This window comes from Sphaerisporangium sp. NPDC088356 (assembly GCF_040685555.1).
Classification (GTDB): Bacteria; Actinomycetota; Actinomycetes; order Streptosporangiales; family Streptosporangiaceae; genus Sphaerisporangium.
On sequence record NZ_JBFBIK010000101.1, the window covers coordinates 1 to 19,137 of the forward strand.

At 71.3% G+C, this 19,137-nt stretch carries 13 protein-coding genes; 7 read left to right on the top strand and 6 right to left on the bottom strand.

The genetic code is table 11. The features are described 5' to 3' along the window. Positions 1 to 207: 207 nt before the first annotated feature. The gene (locus tag AB0O34_RS28245) at positions 208 to 1,743 is read right to left on the bottom strand and encodes an MFS transporter (RefSeq protein ID WP_363920423.1); all 1,536 of its coding nucleotides are present in this window, start codon (positions 1,741 to 1,743) and stop codon (positions 208 to 210) included. A 252-nt stretch (positions 1,744 to 1,995) separates the two neighbouring features. Between AB0O34_RS28245 and lon the strand changes: the two genes are divergently transcribed. The 3 genes from lon to AB0O34_RS28260 all read left to right on the top strand — a co-directional run bounded on the left by lon (position 1,996) and on the right by AB0O34_RS28260 (position 7,229). Then, positions 1,996 to 4,371 (top strand): endopeptidase La, encoded by a 2,376-nt coding sequence (gene lon / locus AB0O34_RS28250; protein ID WP_363920425.1) that lies wholly within the window; start codon positions 1,996 to 1,998, stop codon positions 4,369 to 4,371. 95 nt (positions 4,372 to 4,466) lie between these two features. Continuing rightward, a complete protein-coding gene (locus AB0O34_RS28255; RefSeq protein ID WP_363920427.1) occupies positions 4,467 to 5,621 on the top strand; it encodes a Fic family protein in 1,155 nt (384 codons plus the stop codon). Between the two features lie 72 nt (positions 5,622 to 5,693). Beyond that, on the top strand, positions 5,694 to 7,229 hold the full coding sequence (locus AB0O34_RS28260) for an AMP-binding protein (RefSeq protein WP_363920429.1): 1,536 nt from the start codon (positions 5,694 to 5,696) through the stop codon (positions 7,227 to 7,229). Positions 7,230 to 7,251: 22 nt separating this feature from the next. Here the strand turns inward: AB0O34_RS28260 and AB0O34_RS28265 are convergent, their stop codons facing one another. Next, the gene (locus AB0O34_RS28265) at positions 7,252 to 8,187 is read right to left on the bottom strand and encodes a M12 family metallopeptidase (protein WP_363920431.1); all 936 of its coding nucleotides are present in this window, start codon (positions 8,185 to 8,187) and stop codon (positions 7,252 to 7,254) included. A gap of 382 nt (positions 8,188 to 8,569) precedes the next feature. On the opposite strand from AB0O34_RS28265, the gene AB0O34_RS28270 reads away from it, so the two are divergent. After that, a complete protein-coding gene (locus AB0O34_RS28270; protein ID WP_363920433.1) occupies positions 8,570 to 9,913 on the top strand; it encodes a trypsin-like peptidase domain-containing protein in 1,344 nt (447 codons plus the stop codon). 117 nt (positions 9,914 to 10,030) lie between these two features. Here the strand turns inward: AB0O34_RS28270 and cydC are convergent, their stop codons facing one another. From cydC to AB0O34_RS28285, 3 genes are read right to left on the bottom strand one after another with little or no spacing between them, the layout of a single operon-like run. Continuing rightward, a complete protein-coding gene (gene cydC, locus AB0O34_RS28275) occupies positions 10,031 to 11,719 on the bottom strand; it encodes a thiol reductant ABC exporter subunit CydC (protein ID WP_363920435.1) in 1,689 nt (562 codons plus the stop codon). Continuing rightward, entirely contained in the window at positions 11,716 to 13,434 is a 1,719-nt protein-coding gene (cydD, locus tag AB0O34_RS28280; RefSeq protein WP_363920437.1) for a thiol reductant ABC exporter subunit CydD, read from the bottom strand. The genes cydC and cydD overlap by 4 nt, the downstream gene beginning before the upstream one ends. Positions 13,435 to 13,441: 7 nt before the next feature. Beyond that, a complete protein-coding gene (locus AB0O34_RS28285; protein ID WP_363920439.1) occupies positions 13,442 to 13,741 on the bottom strand; it encodes a hypothetical protein in 300 nt (99 codons plus the stop codon). A gap of 231 nt (positions 13,742 to 13,972) precedes the next feature. On the opposite strand from AB0O34_RS28285, the gene AB0O34_RS28290 reads away from it, so the two are divergent. After that, positions 13,973 to 14,287 (top strand): metalloregulator ArsR/SmtB family transcription factor, encoded by a 315-nt coding sequence (locus tag AB0O34_RS28290; RefSeq protein WP_363920441.1) that lies wholly within the window; start codon positions 13,973 to 13,975, stop codon positions 14,285 to 14,287. Then, complete coding sequence (locus tag AB0O34_RS28295) at positions 14,284 to 14,769, top strand: SRPBCC domain-containing protein (RefSeq protein ID WP_363920442.1); 486 nt, start codon at positions 14,284 to 14,286, stop codon at positions 14,767 to 14,769. The genes AB0O34_RS28290 and AB0O34_RS28295 overlap by 4 nt, the downstream gene beginning before the upstream one ends. A 44-nt stretch (positions 14,770 to 14,813) precedes the next feature. On the opposite strand, the gene AB0O34_RS28300 is transcribed toward AB0O34_RS28295, so the two are convergent. After that, positions 14,814 to 16,274, bottom strand: a complete 1,461-nt coding sequence (locus AB0O34_RS28300; RefSeq protein ID WP_363920444.1) for a pentapeptide repeat-containing protein — start codon at positions 16,272 to 16,274, stop codon at positions 14,814 to 14,816. Positions 16,275 to 16,490: 216 nt separating this feature from the next. Here AB0O34_RS28300 and AB0O34_RS28305 point away from each other — a divergent pair, with 216 nt between their 5' ends. Continuing rightward, on the top strand, positions 16,491 to 18,896 hold the full coding sequence (locus AB0O34_RS28305; protein WP_363920446.1) for an ExeM/NucH family extracellular endonuclease: 2,406 nt from the start codon (positions 16,491 to 16,493) through the stop codon (positions 18,894 to 18,896). Positions 18,897 to 19,137 lie beyond the last annotated feature (241 nt).

Here is a 19,137-nt window from a genome sequence, read left to right on the forward strand (position 1 = left end):
CCTTTCTCGTTCTCTTCCTGGCTTTGGTCGTTGACGTGGTGTTTGTTGCCCGGGGGGGCCTCCGTCAACCCCACCTGGCCCCCGCGCATCATCCCGCCCCCCCCGCGGCCGCCCCCCCCGCCGCCTGCCCCGGCCGGGCCAGGCGGGAGTGTGGGGAGCCAGGAGGTGATCGAGGTCTGATCGAGGACTGACAGGACCCCGGTGAGGCTAGCCGGGCCTTGACGTGGGGCGGGCCCCCGGCGCGCCGGCGCCGGTCTCCTCGCCCGGCTCGCAGGGTTCAAGGGGCGGGGCGCCCAGCTCGCAGGCCGTCTTGCGCTCAGGCTCGCGGAGCGCGTTGGTCCTGATCGTGACGAAGGTCAGGACCGCGGCGCAGACCATCATGGCGGCGCTGACCAGCATGGCCGTACGGAAACCCGAGGTGAACGCGACCGGCGAGGTGTAGGCCGCGCCGGTGAGCCCGACGAGCGGGGGGATGGCGGCGACGGCGAGCAGGCTCCCCGTGCGCGCGACCGCGTTGTTGACGCCACTGGCGACCCCCGCGTAGCGCTCCTCGGCGGTGGCCAGCACCGTGGCGGTGAGCGGGGCGACCGCGGCCGAGAGCCCGAGGCCGAAGAGGGTAACCGCCGGGAGCACGTCCACCAGGTACGACGAGCCGGGCCCGACCCTGCTCATCAGCAGCAGGCCGCTCGCGCATACGAGGATGCCGACGGTCATCGGAAGGCGTGGCCCGATCCGCCGGCCGAGGTCGCCCGCCCGGGGCGACAGCAGAAGCATCAGCAGCATGACCGGGAGCATCGAGCAGCCAGCGGCGATGGGGGAGAAGCCCGCGGCCACCTGAAGCTCCACGACGAGCAGGAAGAAGACCACACCCATCGCCGCGTACATGATCAGCGTCACGACGTTGACGGCGGTGAACTCCCGTGAGGCGAACACGCGGACGGGGACCAGCGGCGACACCGGGCCGCCCCGCGAGCGGCGGGCCTCCAGCATCACGAAGGCCACTCCGAGCGCCACGCCGGCGACCGCGGCGACCAGCGGGACGGGCGAGCCGCGCTCGATGAGCCCGTAGGTCAGCCCGGCCAGCGCCAGGGCGGCGAGCGCCGCGCCGAGCACGTCGAACCGGCCGGTGGTCGTCTCGTCGCGGGTCTCGGGCACGTGCCGTACGGCCGTGGCGACCACCAGGGCCGCGATGGGCAGGTTGATCAGGAAGACCCAGCGCCAGCCCGCCGTCTCCACGAGCCAGCCGCCGAGCAGGGGGCCGATGGCGCCGGCCACGCCGCCGAGGCCCGACCAGGCGCCGACGGCGCGGGGACGGTCCTCCCGGGCGAAGGACGACTGGATGATCGCCAGCGAGCCAGGCGTGAGGAGCGCTCCGCCGATGCCTTGCAGCGCGCGGGCGAGGACGAGCGTCTGGATGTTGGGGGCGAGCCCGCACAGGGCCGAGGCGACGGCGAACCAGATGACGCCGATGACGAAGATCTTGCGTCTTCCGTACCGGTCGCCGAGGGAGCCGCCGAGCAGGATCAGCCCGGCGAGGGTGAGGGTGTAGGCGTTCACCGTCCACTGGAGGCCCGACATCGAGGCGCCGAGATCCTCGCCCAGCTTCGGGAGCGCCACGTTGACGACCGTGCTGTCGAGGAACGCCATCCCCGAGCCGAGCACGGTGGTGAACAGGATCCACCGGCCGGCGGGGGAGTTAACGCGGATGCCGCCTTTATCCATGCTGACCATCATGCTGGACATATGACCTGCTGTGGACGCTTGGTCCAGGTCTGGGCCCGGTATCCGGAGGGCAAGATCTCGTCCTGGCCGGGTTTGGGCGGCCGGGAACGCCCTGGCGTACGCCCATCCGCTTCCCTGCGAACGATCTTGAGACCGACTCCACCGGAGGGCGGATTACAGAATTACGATCGCTCGCAGCGAACAAGCGCAGACTTGGGAACAATCGTGGGCTCTCATTAATTGAGTGCATGTAACTCAACCTTTGGAGTTCGCATGAGTCAGAGCTTGATCCTCCCGGTGCTGCCGCTCGACGACGAGGTCGTCCTGCCCGGCATGGTCGTTCCTCTCGACCTGTCGGACACCGAGGTGCGCGCCGCCATCGACGCCGCCCGGGCCTCCTCGAAGCAGAGCAAGCCCCGGGTCCTGCTTGTTCCACGCATCGACGGCAAGTACGGCGCGGTGGGCGTCGCCGCCGTCGTCGAGCAGGTCGGGAGGCTTCCCGGAGGCGAGCCCGCCGCCGTCCTTCGCGGGGTGGAGCGGGTGCGCATCGGCTCCGGCACCACCGGTCCCGGCGCGGCCCTGTGGGTCGAGTCGACCACCATGGAGGTCGTCGCCGCCGACGAGCGCGCCGAGGAGCTGGCCAAGCAGTACAAGGCCCTGGCGACCACGGTGATGCAGAAGCGAGGCGCCTGGCAGATCGTCGACGCCATCAACCAGATCGAGGACGCCTCGGTGCTGGCCGACAGCTCCGGCTACGCGCCGTGGCTGACCACGCCCCAGAAGTTCGAGCTGCTTGAGAACCCCGACCCGGCCGAGCGCCTCGCACTGCTGGTCGACTGGGCCCGCGAGCACCTGGCCGAGCTGGACGTCGCCGAGACGATCCGCAAGGACGTCCAGGAGGGCATGGAGAAGCAGCAGCGCGAGTTCCTGCTCCGCCAGCAGCTCGCGGCCGTCCGCAAGGAGCTGGCCGAGCTGAACGGCGAGGCCTCCTCCGAGGAGGAGGACTACCGCGCCCGCGTCGAGGCGGCCGACCTGCCGGAGAAGGTCCGGGAGGCCGCGCTCAAGGAGGTCGAGAAGCTCGAGCGCACCTCCGACCAGTCGCCCGAGAGCGGCTGGATCCGCACCTGGCTGGACACGGTCCTCGACATCCCCTGGAACGAGCGCACCGAGGACTCCTACGACATCGCCGCCGCGCGAGCCGTGCTGGACGCCGACCACACCGGTCTCGACGACGTGAAGGACCGCATCGTGGAGTACCTCGCGGTGCGCAAGCGGCGCGCCGACCAGGGGCTCGGCGTGGTGGGCGGGCGCCGCAGCGGCGCCGTCCTCGCGCTGGCCGGGCCTCCTGGGGTCGGCAAGACCTCGCTCGGCGAGTCGGTCGCCCGCGCCATGGGCAGGAAGTTCGTCCGGGTCGCCCTCGGCGGCGTCCGCGACGAGGCCGAGATCCGCGGCCACCGGCGCACCTACGTCGGCGCGCTTCCCGGCCGCATCGTGCGCGCCATCCGCGAGGCCGGCAGCATGAACCCCGTCGTCCTGCTCGACGAGGTCGACAAGGTGGGCGCCGACTACCGCGGCGACCCGACGGCGGCGCTGCTGGAGGTCCTCGACCCCGCGCAGAACCACACCTTCCGCGACCACTACCTTGAGGTGGAGCTCGACCTGTCGGACGTGCTCTTCCTCGCGACCGCGAACGTCCTCGAGGCCGTTCCCGGCCCGCTGCTCGACCGCATGGAGATCGTGACCCTCGACGGCTACACCGAGGACGAGAAGGTCGCGATCGCCCGTGACCACCTGCTGCCGCGTCAGCTCGACAAGGCCGGCCTGACCTCCTCTGAGGTCATGGTCGAGGAGGGGGCCCTGCGCAGGCTCGCCGGCGAGTACACCCGCGAGGCGGGGGTGCGCTCGCTGGAGCGGTCGATCGCGCGGGTGCTCCGCAAGGTCACCGCGCAGGCCGCGCTCGACCAGGCCGCGTTCCCGGTGCACGTCGGGGCGGGCGACCTGGTGGGCTACCTCGGCAGGCCGAGGAACGTCCCCGAGTCCTCGCTGCCCGAGTCGGCGCAGCGCACGGCGGTGGCGGGCGTGGCCACGGGGCTCGCGGTCACCGGCGCGGGCGGTGACGTCCTCTACGTCGAGGCGTCGCTGGCCGACCCGGAGACCGGCTCCACCGCCGTCACGCTCACCGGGCAGCTGGGCGACGTGATGAAGGAGTCGGCGCAGATCGCGCTGTCCTACCTCCGCTCGCGCGGCGCCGAGCTGGAGCTGCCGGTCGGGTCCCTCAAGGACCGGTCCGTGCACATCCACGTCCCGGCGGGCGCCATCCCGAAGGACGGCCCCTCGGCGGGCGTCACGATGACCACCGCGCTCGCCTCGCTGCTGTCCGGCCGCCCGGTGCGGTCCGACGTGGCGATGACCGGCGAGGTCTCGCTCACCGGCCGGGTGCTGCCGATCGGCGGGGTCAAGCAGAAGCTGCTGGCCGCCCACCGGGCGGGCATCACCACGGTGCTCATCCCGGCCCGCAACGAGCCCGACCTCGACGACGTGCCCGAGGCGGTGCGCGAGGAGCTCACCGTCCACGCGGTGAGCGACGTGCGCGAGGTGCTCGCGATCGCGCTGACCCCGGCGACGGTGGCGGAGCCCGCCGTCGCCTGACACCGTCCGGCGCGGGCTGACGGGTCCGCGCGGACAACTGTGGACGAATCATTCTGTCGCTTGACAGGATGATTCGTCCATGCTGTCATGACGGCATGCTGTACGGGACACCTGAGCTGGATCCGGCCGACAAGGCCGTTCTCGGCGAGATCGAGGACATGCGCCGCGACCTGAAGTACCGCCTCGCGGAGTCGCATCGGTGGGACGGCCAGCTCGGGCGCCAGCTCCAGGCGCGCGCGATCCAGGGTTCCAACACGATCGAGGGATACCGCGCGAGTGTCGAGGACATCGAGTCGATCATGCTCGGTGAGGAGCCGCTGGAGGCCTCCTCGGCGGTGACCGGCGAGATCGCCGGATACCAGCAGGCGCTCACGTACATCCGGCACCTCTCCCTGGCCCGGTCGTTCCGCTTCGACACCGGCATGTTGCACGCGCTGAACTTCATGATGATCGGCCACCACCACGACAAGACCCCGGGGACGGTGCGCCCAGGCGGGATCTACGTGCGCGACTCGGCGACCGGGGAGGTCGTCTACGAGGGTCCGGACGCGGAGGCCGTGCCGGCGTTGCTGGACGAGCTGGTGGAGTGGCTCAACGGCGGAGACCTGGAAGTGCCGAGCCATGTCCGGGCGGCCATGGCGCACTTCAACCTCGTCGCGATCCACCCATGGCGTGACGGCAACGGGCGGATGTCCCGAGCCTTGCAAACACTGGTCCTCGGCCGGGACCAGATCCTGCCCCCCGAGTTCTCCTCCATCGAGGAATGGCTTGGCATGGGGGAGAACACCACTGACTACTACCGGGCGCTGCGTGAGGTCCAGCAAGGAGAGTGGGATCCGCACGATCGGACGCACTCCTGGACGCGGTTCTGCCTACGGGCCCATCACATGCAGGCGCAGCGGGTGCGCCGTCGCCTCGCCGATACCGGGGAGGTGTGGCTCGTGCTTGAGGAGCAGGTCGACAAGGAGCGGCTCCACCCCCGGTGCGTCTCGGCGCTCTACCAGGTCTTCGTGAGCAGGCGGCTCCGGCGCGCCACCTACCAGGCCGACGAGTCGCTGAGCCAGGGTCAGGCGGCGCGCGACCTGCGCGAGCTGGCCGCGCGCGACTGGCTCACCCCGTACGGCGAGACCAAGGGCCGGTTCTACGCCCCCGGTCCGAGGATGGAGCGGGTGAAGGGGGAGTTCGCCGCCCGCGTCGAGCCGCTCCGCGACCCCTATCGGGCGCATTCCGCCGAACGGGCATCCGGATGATCGCCGCACGGCCTCGGCGGCACCGAGCGGGATCCTTTCCACCGGAGAGCTGACCGAGTAGCGTTCGGTTTTATGCATCCGGGAGCAGTCGCAGCACAGACACCCGACAAACCCGCTGTGATCATGGCGGGCTCCGGGCGCGTGGTCACCTACCGTGAGCTGGACGAGGAGTCCAACCGCCTCGCCCACCTCTTCCGCTCCGCGGGGCTGCGGCCGGGCGACCACGTCGCGTTCATGCTGGAGAACCACCCGCTGTTCCTGGTGGTCGCCTGGGCGGCGCACCGCTCCGGGCTGTACTACACGGCGATCAGCTCCCGCCTGCGGTCCGACGAGCTGGCCTACATCATCGGCAACTGCGAGGCGAAGGTCTTCATCTCCTCGGCCGCGCTCGCCGAGGTCGCGACCTCGGTCACGGCGGACACCCCGAAGGTGCTGCTGCGGCTCATGATGGACGGCGTCGCCCCGGGCTTCGAGCCGTACGAGGCGGCGGTGGCCGCGCAGCCCGCGACCCCCGTCGAGGACGAGTGCCAGGGGTCTGACATGCTCTACTCCTCCGGCACGACCGGGCGGCCGAAGGGGGTCAAGCCCCAGCTGGCCAAGGTGCCGCTGGAGACCCCGGGCGCGCTGCTGAAGCTCGTGCGGTTCCTCTTCGCGCCGTCGGCCGACTCGGTGTACCTCTCACCGGCCCCGCTGTACCACGCCGCCCCGCTGCGCTACTGCATGACCTTCCAGCGGCTCGGCGCGACGATCGTGGTGATGGAGAGGTTCGACCCCGAGCAGGCGCTCGCGCTGGTCGAGAAGTACGGCGTGACGCACTCGCAGTGGGTGCCGACGATGTTCATCAAGATGCTCAAGCTCCCTGAGGCCGTGCGGAACAAGTACGACCTGTCCTCGCTGACCTGCGCGATCCACGCCGCCGCGCCGTGCCCGGTGCCGGTCAAGGAGCGGATGATCGCCTGGTGGGGCCCGATCGTCCACGAGTACTACGCCGGCACCGAGGGCAACTGCTTCCTGTACGTGGGCTCGCAGGAGTGGCTGAGCCACAAGGGCACCGTCGGCCGACCGCTGCTCGGCGTCACGCACGTGTGCGACGAGAGCGGCGAGGAGCTCCCGCCCGGGGAGCACGGCACCGTCTACTTCTCCGACGGCCCGAGGTTCGAGTACCACGGCGACCCGGAGAAGACCCGCGCGTCCAAGGATCCCCTCGGCCGGGGCTGGACCACGCTCGGGGACATCGGGTACGTGGACGAGGACGGCTTTCTGTACCTCACTGACCGCCGCTCGCACATGATCATCTCGGGCGGGGTGAACATCTACCCGCAGGAGGCGGAGAACGTCCTGTCGGTGCACCCGAAGGTCGCGGACGTGGCGGTCTTCGGAGTGCCGGACGAGGAGATGGGTGAGGCGGTCAAGGCGGTGGTCCAGCCCGCCGACCCGGCGGACGCGGGCCCGGCCCTCGCCGCCGAGTTGATCGAGTACTGCCGGGAGCGCCTCGCCGCCTACAAGTGCCCGAGGTCGGTGGACTTCAGGGCCGAGCTTCCCCGCCACCCCACCGGAAAGCTCTACAAGCGGCTGCTGAAGGACGAATACTGGCCCGCCGGGTCCTGAGGCCGTCGCGGCGGGCACCGGTTCACGGGCAGCCGTAAAGGGCTCGGACGGCGTCCAGGTCGGCCGGGCTGAAACCGATTCTCTGGCCGATGCGGACGTCGCTCGTGGGAACCAGGGTGTCCTTGCCGTTCCTGCTGAAGAACCTCCTTCCGTACAGCATGACCGAGCCGTAGTCGAGCGGGCTGAAAAGGCGGTTCTGCGGCGGGGTTAGTCTCTGGAACTGGGACTCGTAGCCCTTGGCGACGTTCTCCAGGTGAACGGTCAGCGCGGAGTCGCGGTCGGAGCGGGAATGCTCGTGCAGGAACCCTATCGCGTGCAGCAGTTCGTGAATGGCGATGCCCTTTCGCTCGCATCCCCTTCCGATCGAGACGTCCTGTGGCTCGGGGCCGATCCGCCCCACGTACGAGTAACAGCCGTTGCCGGGAAATATGTTGAGAAAACCGGCCTCGTTCGTCCGGGGGACGAAACGCACGCAGGTGTTGTCGTGGAAGTCCCGCATCGCCTGTGCGACGGCCTCACGGGCGCCCGCCGGGAGTTCGGGGGCCAGGACGTAGGGCACCTTCCTGTCCGGCCACAGGGCGCCCGTCTGTGTCGTGGCCGCGCCCACCGGCATCCGGCAGTCCCCCGGCCGTGTGGGAGGGTCGGAGCTCGGCGTTTCCTGGCGAGGTGGAGTGTTGTAGATGGCGTTGGGAAATATGCCGGGCATCTGGAGCTTCCCGGAGGCGGCATCGCTGGGCGTTCCGATGACGATGTCACCCTCCGTCACGGCGTGCCCGTCGATGTCCACGTACTCGATCGTGTGCGACTGTCCAGTTATGTCCGGAGTAGTAATGGAAAAGGATGGACGTCCGGTCTGCTGCTCCCAGAGCGGATCGAACGGGTCCTCTTCGGCGGCGGCCGGTGATGCCCCCATCGCCACCGCGAACAGCGTGACCGCCAATACGGCGATATATCTCATATCAGTACTCCCGGAAGTGCCCGTGCCATTTACGGCTCGTCATCCGGAAAACTACCCAGGTGGTCACCTGGCACTCCAGGAATGCGGGGTGTTTGATGCCCATATCCCCAGTGCATGCTCATACTCGGTCCGAGAATTCGGGGAATCTCCGCTTTATTCGTACTTTAGGCATTCCGCGCCGGGCGCCGGCCCCGGGCGGGCCGGGCGAGACGGGCGGTCAGGATCCCGGGAGGGCGCGCCACGGGCCGGGCTCGCCGCCCGCTTAGGGGGTCCAGCGTGTTCAGCTAACGTCCAGTTAGGGCTTAGGCAGTTCTTATCGCCCGTTTGTCATCATTGATTTACCGGTCCGAAGCCGGCCGTCGCCAAATGGCGACGAGTGCGGATGACCCTGGGGGAAGAGATGAGCACCGAAGACCCGCGTGAGCAGATCAGCGGCACCACTCCGGCCGGTACGCCGGGTTCGCGTGGATGGACCCAGTTCGGTCAGACCCCGCCGGAGGCAGGCGCCTACCGGCACCACTGGAGCGGCCCTGAGCGGTTCGCCGGAGACACCGAGATCATGACTACCCCGGCGGGCGGCACGCCGCCCCCGTGGTGGACCACCGGCCGCAAGGCGGTCGCCGGGCTCGCCCTCGCGGCCGTGGCCGTGGGAGGCGGGGTCGCGGGGGCCTTCGTCGCGACCGCGGCCGTCGGCACCAAGACCGTGATCTCCAGCCCGATCGTCAGGCCCGCGTCCGACGCGAGCGTGACGACGGTGGCCGACGTGGCACGGGCCGTGCAACCGTCGGTGGTGTCCATAACCGTGAGCAGCCAGGCAGGCCAGGCCGAGGGCTCCGGCGTGGTGCTGTCGGCGGACGGCCTGATCCTCACCAACAACCACGTGGTCGCCGGCCTCGGGCAGGACGCCAAGGTCCAGGTGAAGTTCAGCGACGGCAAGAGCGCGGCGGCGACCATCGTCGGCACCGATCCCGCCACCGACCTCGCAGTCGTACGGGCGCAGAACGTCTCCGGGCTGACCAAGGCGACGCTCGGCGACAGCGACAAGCTGAGGGTCGGCGACGCCGTGCTCGCCATCGGCAGCCCCCTCGGGCTCGAAGGCTCGGTGACCGCCGGCATCATCAGCGCGCTCGACCGCACGCTCACCGTCGGCGACCAGCAGCAGCAACAGCAGCAGCAACTGCCGCCCGGCTGGGGTCAGGGCGGCCTCGGCCAACCGCAGCAACAGCAGCAGAGCGGCGGCACGACGATCGGCGGCGCGATCCAGACCGACGCGGCGATCAACCCCGGCAACTCGGGCGGCGCGCTCGTCGACGCCTCCGGCCAGGTGGTCGGCATCAACAGCGCCATCGCGACCAACGGCGGCGACGGCAACATCGGCGTCGGCTTCGCGATTCCCATCAACACCGCTCACCAGGTGGCCGACCAGCTCATCAAGTCGGGCAAGGCCACGCACGCCTTCCTCGGGGTCAACCTCGCCGACGCCACGGGCGACGCCCAGGGCGCCGTCATCGGCTCGGTGCAGACCGGCAGCCCCGCCGACCAGGCCGGGCTCAAGGCGGGCGACCTGATCACCAAGATCGACGGCAAGCCCGTGGCCGGCGCGGACACGGTCGTCGGCGCCGTGCGCGGCTACCAGCCGGGCACCAAGGTCACCCTCACGTACGTCCGCAACGGCTCGACCTCCACGGTCACCGTCACCCTGACGGAGAAGACGGTCACGAGCTGAGCATCGGAGCTGGATTCGCCGCCGGGAACGCTGCGGGCCCGGCGGCGGATCCATGCGGGCGGGCAGGAACGGTGACAGACAGATCGCGACGCCAAATGGAGAACGCGCGTACGGAGGTCAGCCGGGCGTGGCGGTCAGGGCCTCGGACCGCCACAGGTCCCGGTAGTAGCCGGGCACGGCCACCAGCTCGTCGTGGTGCCCGTGCTGCGACACCCGGCCGCCTTCGAGGACGATGATCTCGTCGACCCCTTCGAGGCCGTGCAGGCGGTGGGTGACCAGCAGGGTCGTACGGCCGTGCGTGGCGTCGAGGAGGTCGGCCATCAGCGCGTCCGCGGTGGTCCCGTCCAGGGCCTCGGCGGGCTCGTCGAGCAGCAGCACCTCGGGGTCGTGGAGCAGCGCGCGGGCCAGGGCGAGCCGCTGGAGCTGGCCGCCGGAGACCGTGCGCCCGTCCTCGCCCAGGGTCGTGTCCCAGCCGGTCCGCTCGACCCACGTGTCCAGGCGCGCCCGCCGCACGGCGCGCGCCAGTTCGTCCTCGCCGGCCTCGGGACCGGCCAGCCTGAGGTTGTCACGGACGGAGGCGCGGAAGACGTACGGATCCTGCGTCAGGCCGGTGAGCCTGGCCCGCACGTCGTCCGGGGACAGGTCGCGGACCCCGGCGCCGTTGATCAGGATGTTCCCCGACTCGAAGTCGGCGGTGCGCATCAGCGCCGACAGCAGCGTGCTCTTGCCCGCTCCGCTCGGCCCCACCACGGCCACGCGCCTGCCGGGGGTCAGGGTGAGGGAGACGCCGTCGAGCGCCGGGGCGCGGCCGGGGGCGTGCCGCACCACCAGGTCGTCCACCTGGACGGTCAGCGGACCCTCCGGCGGGGAAGCGGGCAGGTCCGGCTCGGGGACGGCGGGCGGGGTGGCCCTGATCTCCCTCAGCCTGCGCAGCGCCGCGGTGACCCCGGCGAACCGCTCGCCTGCGGCGGCCAGCGGCAGGATGGGCTCGAACGACACCAGCGCCGTCAGGGCCAGCACGGCGGTGGCAACCTGGCCGGCCCCGGCGCGCTGCGCGACGAGCACGATCGCCGCCACCGTTAGGCCCTGCACCAGCGTGCCGAGCGCGAGGGCGGACGCGTTCGCTCTGGACTGCCGCCGTTCGAGCGCCGCCAGCTTCGCGCCGGCCCGCGCCGAGGCCGCGAGGGCGTGCTCCCCGGCCCCGTAGGCGGCCAGGTCGGCGCTTCCGTGTACCAGGTCGGCGACCCGCGCCGCGAGGTCGGCCCGCGCGGGGGCGAGCCGGGCGGACCAGCGCCGGGCGGCGGCGGCCGTGCCGGCAGGCAGCAGCAGCCCGGCGACGAGCAGCCCCGCGAGCAGCACGAGCGCGGCGGCGGGCAGCAGGAAGGCTCCGAGCGTCACCGCGGCGACGGCGGTGACCAGGGCGGCCACGGCGGGCAGCAGGCAGCGCACCAGCAGGTCCTGCACGGCGTCGGTGTCGTCCACCATCCGGCTCAGCAGGTCGGCGCCACGGTGGCCGAGCGGCCCGGATGGGATGAGCGCCTCGTACAGCCTCTCGCGTGTGGTCGCCTGGGCGCGCAGCGCGACGTCGTGCCCGGCGAGGCGCTCGCCGTACCGGAACAGGCCGCGGCTGGTCGCGAAGGCGCGGACGGCGACGATCGCCACGCTGAGGGCCGCGAGCGGGGGTTGCGCGGCCGCCCGGGTGATCATCCAGGCCGCCGCGGCGATCAGCCCGAGCGCGGCGAGCTCGGCCGCGGCGCCGGCCGCCGCGGCGGTCAGGAGCCTCCCGGTCATCCGGTGCGTGTTCATCGCGCTCGCTCCGCCCATGCGTCGTGCCCCGGCGCCCCAGTGCCCGGTGCCGGCCCCGCGCGGGCGACCGGCCGGGACACCAACCGGTCGGAGACGATCCTTCCTGAGTCGACGCGGACCACCCGGTCGGCCAGATCGATCATCGCCGGGCGGTGGGCGACGATCACGGCCGTCCGTCCCTCGGCCAGGGTCCTGGTCGCCTCGACGATCGCGGCCTCGCTCCTGCCGTCCAGGCGCGCGGTGGGCTCGTCCAGCAGCAGCATCTCGGCGTCCGGGCGGCAGAACGCCCTGGCCAGCGCGACGCGCTGCCGCTGGCCCGCAGACAGGTTCGCCCCGCGCTCGCCGACCACGGTCGCGTACCCCTCGGGGAGGTCCGCCACGAACTCGGCGGCCCGCGCCGCGGCGGCGGCCGTACGGACGTCCTCGGGCGAGGCGGGCGAGCCGAGCCGGATGTTGTCGGCCACGGAGGTCGCGAACAGGTGGGGCCGCTGCGGCACGAACGCCAGCCGCCGCCGCCAGGCGTCCAGGTCGAGCGCCGTCAGGTCGACCCCGCCGACGAGGACCCTCCCCTCGGACGGCGTCACGAAGCCGAGCAGCAGGTGGAGCAGGGTGCTCTTGCCCGCGCCGCTCTCGCCCACCAGCGCCACGCGCTCGCCTGGCGACACGACCAGCGACACGCCGTCCAGCGCGGCGTCCTCGCGGCCCGGGTAGCGGACGGTGACGTTCTCCAGCCGGATCTCCCGCACGCCCGGCTCCGGGGCCGCGTCGCCGCCGGTGCCGGGGACGGGCTCTTCCAGGACGGCGAAGGCCTGGTCGGCGGCGGCGACGCCCTCCATCGCGGCGTGGAACTTCGTGCCCATGGCGCGCAGCGGGATGTACGCCTCGGGGGCGAGCAGCAGGACGAGCAGGGCCGTGCGCAGGTCGAGGGAGCCCGACAGCAACCGCAGCCCGACCGGGACGGCGACCAGCGCCAGGGACAGCGACGCGACCAGCTCAAGGACCAGCGAGGACAGGAAGGCGACCCGGAGGGTGCGCATGGTGGCCGCCCGGTGGGCGTCGGCGACCTGCTGGATCACCGTCGCCTGGTAGCGGGCCCGCCCGAACGCGCGGAGCGTCGGAAGGCCCCGGACGACGTCGAGGAAGTGGCCGCCGAGCCGCGACAGGGCCCGCCACTGCCTCTCGGTGACAGCCTTGGTCTGCCATCCGACCAGCGCCCCGAACACCGGGATCAGGGGAAGCGTCAGCACGACGATCACGGCGGTGCCGAGATCGGCCGCGAACAGCCGTACCAGCACGGCGACGGGCACCACGCCGGCCACGGCCACCGCGGGCAGGTAGCCGGTGATGTAAGGGTCCAGCGCGTCCAGGCCGCGCCCCGTGAGCGTGACCAGTTCGCCCGAACGGTGTGCGGTGAGCCGCGCGGGCCCGAGATCGTGCAGCCGGGAGAGCAGCCGCTCGCGCAGCACCGACTTCAGTGCCGTGGCCGTACGGCCGCCGGCGACCCCGTTGAGCCACCCGAGCAGTGCCCGCGCCACCACCACGCCCGCCAGGGGGAGCAGCGCCATGGCCGTCAGGCCGCCCGACAGCACGCCGGAGAGCAACTCGGCCTGCGCCAGGACCAGCAGCCCCGCGAGCACGGCCGCCGTCACGCACGTCAGCAGGTGACGGCGGACCGTCTGCTCCGTGCGGGCCAGCAGTACGAGATCCTTGTGCATCGGTTCCCTAGAAGAACGACGGTATGCGGGCGGCGGCGCCGGTGGACCCGGTCGGGCCGAAGGTGCGCCATACCCATACTTGCGCCCCGATCAGGATGGGTGTGAACGGCAGGACCATGAGACTGAGCACATTCAGTGTCGCCGGGGGCGCCACGTGGTCGAGCAGTGACGGGACGGCCACGGCCAGTGGCACCGCGACGGGCGGGGCCGTCACGCAGGCCGAGAGCAGCAGGCGCCGTCCGGTGTGACGGACCTCATCGGCGCCCGACAGCCGCCAGGCGACGAAGGCGCGGCCGTGGAGGGCCATGGGGGGAAGCTCCTCAGGGGGTCGTCAGGGGTCAAAGGACAAGGGCGGGCGCGGGGGAGGGCTCGGCGGGCTTGGCCGCGCCGAGGCCGACCCGGGAGGGCCGGAATCCGGGGAATCCCTGACCCGCCCCTGAGGTGGTGCGGCCTATCCGGCTTGATAGGTAGGAAGATTCCTACGTATCATTCGTGACATGCGTATTCATCACATCGACCGGCCTTCGGTGCGCGGGGGATGACCGACGTGTTCGCCGCCCTGGCGAGCCCGGCCAGGCGCGAGCTGCTGCGGTTGCTGCGCGACGAGGGCGCCCAGCCGGTGCGGCGGCTCGCCGACCGGTTCGCGATGGCGAGGCCCAGCGTCTCCGAGCACCTGAAGGTGCTGAAGGAGGCGGGGCTGGTCACCGAGCGCAGGAACGGGCGGGAACGGCTCTACAGCCTGGAGACCGCTCCGCTCGTGGAGGTCAAGGACTGGCTGGCGCCGTACGAGCGCTTCTGGCGCGAGCGCCTGACCGGCCTGCGCGACATTCTCAACACGATCGAGGACGAATGACCGGCAACCCGAGGTTCCCCGAGGAAGGCCCGGCGGACGACCTCACGGCAGTCCACGTGGACGAGTTCCTGCCGCACCCGCCCGCGAAGGTCTGGCGGGCGCTCACCGAGCCCGAGCTGATCGCCCGATGGCTGATGCCCAACGACTTCAAGCTGGAGATCGGGCACCGCTACACCATGCACACCATGCCGGTGCCGGCCGCGCGGTTCAGTGGCGTGGTCGCCTGCGAGGTGCTGGAGTTCGAGACGGACAGGATGCTCCGGATCAGCTGGGCGGACACTGGCAGGGAGAACGACGACGGCCTGGACTCCACCGTCACCTGGCGGCTGGAGCCGGAGGGCCGGGGCACCCGGCTGTTCCTCGACCACGAGGGCTTCGACCCTCGTGACCCGTTGCAGCGCCTCTCCCGGAGGATCATGGGCGGCGGCTGGAAGTCCCACCTGTTCCGCAACCTCGAATCGCTCCTGGCCCACCTTCCCTGAAAGGGGGCCTAGCGGAGGCCTAGCGGGCCCGTGTCCGAGGGAGATCAGTGGATGGCGGAGACGTGCGCCGCGGGGACCGGGGTGGGGGAGCGGTGGCTGACCGGACGCCTGGCCGGGTGGGCGCCCGCCGACCAGAACATCGTCACCGCCGCGATGGCCGCCACCAGCGCGACCCAGCCGACGGTGCGGCCCATGCGCAGCCCGTACCCGCAGGCCAGCCAGTAGGCCGACAGCGCCAGCCTGGCCCGCCCGCGGCTGCTCGCCAGGCGCCGCATCTCCATGGCGCCGAAGGCGAAGTCCGCCGAGGTCCTCTTGTCGTCCACCCCGCGCCGCAGCCGCTCGTACAGGGTGGCGAGTCGCCCGGCGTCCGGGGGCTGCTCCTCCCGCGTGGACCAGCCGCGCCAGGCGTGCTCGTCCGCGAGCACGCGGCGGCCGGCCCACCACAGGACCGGCGGCCAGCGCAGTCCGAACCGCACGCCGCGGGGCGTGGCGGCGAAGACGCAGTCCGACAGCCGCAGGGCCTCGGGCCTGCGGAGCTGGGCCAGCCGGCAGGCGCTGAGGTCCACCCCGGACAGGGTGAGCGCGCCCGCGTCCAGGCGGTCGAGCGACAGCACCCGCAGCCGGCCGGCGCGCCGGGTGACGGCCGAGGCCCCGATGAGGACGGCCTCCCGCAGGTCGATGTCGGCGTCCGACAGCCGCGCGGTGAACCGCCCGTGGATCCTCGCCGCCCGTAAGTCGACCGCGCAGCCCGCGGTGTCGAGTTCGAGCAGGGCCGAGGCGTGGATGCCCGAGAGCGTCAGCCTGCGGCCGACGTGGACCTGGGTGAGGAATGCCGAGTTGTGGAACCGGGCCCCCTCGAACCCGGCCGTGCCCGCGAAGACCGCCTTGCGGTAGGAGACCGCGCGGTGGAAACGAGCGCCGCGGAAGATCGTCTCGCCGTCGAACATGGTCCCGTCGAACGCCGCGAACCCGTGGAACTCCGCGCCCAGAAAGGAAGCGTCCTTCCCGAACCTGGCGTCGCCGAACAGCGCGTCCCTGCCGATACGGACGTGGTCGAAGGCCCCGTGCCCCCGGACGCGGGCCTCGTGCATGGAGAACTCGCGGGCGAACCCGGCCTCGCGAAAGGACGCGTTCCTGGTGAAGCGCGTGCCGAAGAACGAGGCGAGCCGGGCGAACCGCGCGTGGCCGAAGGTCGCGTCGCCCGCGAAGACGACCCCGCCGAACCGCGCCGGTCCTGTGAAGCTCGCGTGGTCGAACCTGGCCCGGCCGAGGTGGCGCTCCGTCGCGTCCAGGATGCGGGTGAGCAGTTCCTCGTCGATGGTGGTGCCGCGCAGGTCGACGCCCTGGCCGGGGGCCAGCTCGCGAAGCGCCTCGTCCAGTTCGGCGGGCGTCAGGTGCGCCATGCAGCGGCCGTACGGCCGGCACGCGGTCCCGACGCATTCGGGGGAGACGTCGCACGTCTTCCAACCGACGTCGAGGGACAGGATCTTCAACAGGGGCGTCATGCCAAAGTCATACCCAATGTCGGGTAACAGGTCGCTAAAGCGTGACGGAAAGCTGACACAGTGTGTTCGCGAGGAAGGATTTCGCTGGTCCGCTAGATCTAAGCACGCCAAGTCTGGCGACCCTTACTCGACACGAATTGTCAAGATTCCCTTATTTCATCTTCTATCTAGTTCTAGTACGAGATCAGAGGGATTTGCGGCCTTACGCTCCCGACCATGCGTGCTCTATCCCGGGCGTTCGCCGCCCTAGTGGCCACCGGCGTATCGATCGCCGGTATCGCCATCGTTTCTTCGTCCCCGGCCTCCGCGGAGCCGGGGACCGTCGTGATCAGCCAGGTGTACGGCGGGGGCGGCAACTCCGGCGCCCCGCTCACCAACGACTTCGTGGAGCTGTTCAACCGCAGCGGATCGGACGTCTCCCTCAGCGGCTGGTCGCTGCAGTACACCAGTGCCACCGGCACCGGGAACTTCGCCACCAACAAGGTCGACCTGTCCGGCTCGCTGGCGCCGGGGCAGTATCACCTGGTCCAGCTGGCGGCCGGGACCACCCCGAGCGGCGCGCTGCCCGCGCCCGACACCACGGGCGGCCTCAACCTGAGCGGTACGGCCGGAAAGGTGGCCCTGGTCCACTCGGCCGACGGCCTCGCCTGCAACGGCGGCTCCACCGTCTGCACGGCCGACCAGCTCGCCCTCATCGCCGACCTGGTGGGATACGGCACCGCCAACTTCTCAGAAGGCGCGCCGGCCCCGGCCCTGACCAACGCCACCGCGGCATTGCGCGGCGGCAACGGATGCGACGACACCGACGTCAACGCGGCGGACTTCACCACCGGGGCGCCCGCGCCGCGCAACTCGGCCACCACCCCGGCCCCGTGCGGCGGCGGCACCCCGAGCCCGACCCCGACTCCCACCGACACCCCGACGCCGACCCCGACGCCGACGGTGACGGTGACGGTGACGCCCACCCCCACCCCCACCCCCACCCCGACCCGCACGGGCCAGCCGTGCCAGGACCCGGCCACCCACCAGATCGCCCAGGTGCAGGGAAGCGGTGACACCACCCCGCTCGCCGGCCAGGCCGTACGCGTCGAGGGCGTGGTGACCGGCGACTTCCAGGGCACCGGCCAGTTCGGCGGCTTCTACATCCAGGATCCGACGCCGGACGCCGACCCCGCCACCTCCGACGCGGTGTTCGTGTTCTCGTCCAAGCCCGCCGCCGTGGGCGACAAGGTGCTGGTCAACGGCACTGCCGCCGAGTTCAACGGCCTCACCCAGCTGACCTCGGTCACCTACGTGGACGTCTGCGGGACCGGAACGATCAAGCCCACCAAGGTGAAGCTGCCGCTGGCCGAGGGCGCGAGCCTGGAGCCCCTGGAGGGCGTGCTCACCACGTTCCCGGCGACGCTCACCGTCTCCGAGGTGTACAACCTCGGCCGCTACGGCGAGCTGACCCTCTCCTCGAACGGGCGGCTGTTCCAGCCCACCGACCGCCCCAACATCGACCCCGCCCTGAACCAGCGCCGGCGGATCCTGCTCGACGACGGCTCCAATGCCCAGAACCCCGCGGCCCTGCCGTACCACACCAACGGCTCCAACACCGTGCGCGTGGGTGACGGCACCACCGGGCTCACGGGCGTGCTGACCTACGGTTTCAACCTCTACCGGGTGCAGCCGACCCAGCCGGTCGTCTTCACCGCCGAGAACCCGCGCCCGTCCAAGCCCGCCAAGGTGGGCGGCAACGTCAAGGTGGCCAGCCTCAACACGCTGAACTGGTTCACCACGCTGAACTCCCGGGGCGCCAACACCGAGGAGGAGAAGCAGCGCCAGCTCGCCAAGCTCGTCGCGACGCTGAAGGGCCTCGACCCCGACGTCGCCGGCCTCATGGAGGTCGAGAACAACGGCACCACGGCGCTGAACACCCTCCTCGACGCCCTCAACGCCGAGGTCGGCGCGGGCACGTACAAGGGGATCGTCTCCCCGGTCCCGGGCACGGACGCCATCCAGGTCGCGGTCATCTACAAACCCGCGGTCGTCAAGCCGGTCGGCGCCGCGCAGTCCTCGACCGACCCGGTGTTCCGCAGGCCGCCGCTGATCCAGGAGTTCAAGCGCGCCAAGGGCGACCCCATCCCGTTCACCATGATCGTCAACCACTTCAAGTCGAAGGGCTGCGACGGCGCGACCGGAGCGGACCTGGACCAGGGTGACGGCCAGAGCTGCTTCAACGCCGAGCGGATCCGGCAGGCCAACGCCGTGCTCGGCCTGATCGACACGCTCAACCTGACCAACCCGGTCGTGCTCGGCGACCTCAACGCCTACAGCGAGGAGGACCCGATCCACACCCTGGAGGCGGGCAAGCTGACGAGCGTGAGCAAGAAGTTCATCGACAAGCAGGACCGCTACAGCTACGTCTTCGACAGCCTGTCGGGCGAGCTGGACCACGTGCTGGTCGGCAAGCAGCTCCTCAACATGGTGACCGGGGCGACGATCTGGCACATCAACGCCGACGAGGGCCGGTTCATGGACTACAACACCGAGTTCAACCCGCCCGCCCTGTACTCACCGGCGGCGTTCCGCTCCTCCGACCACGACCCCCTCCTCTTCGGCATCGACCTGAAGAACTGATCTCAACCTCTGCCCGGCCAGCCCGGCCAGCCCGGCCAGCCCGACCAGCCCGGCCAAGCGGTCCAGGAGACCGCGAAGCCCGTCCCTCAGGGTTGAGCTGAGAACGCCAATGAGCCCCCGGCCACCACGGCCGGGGGCTCTCGGCTCAGCCGAGGCAGCCGGCGGGCCTCGCCGCCGGCACCTTGGTGACCAATCCACCCGCTGCGGCGCCGTACCTTCCTGGTGACCATGAGCCGACCGC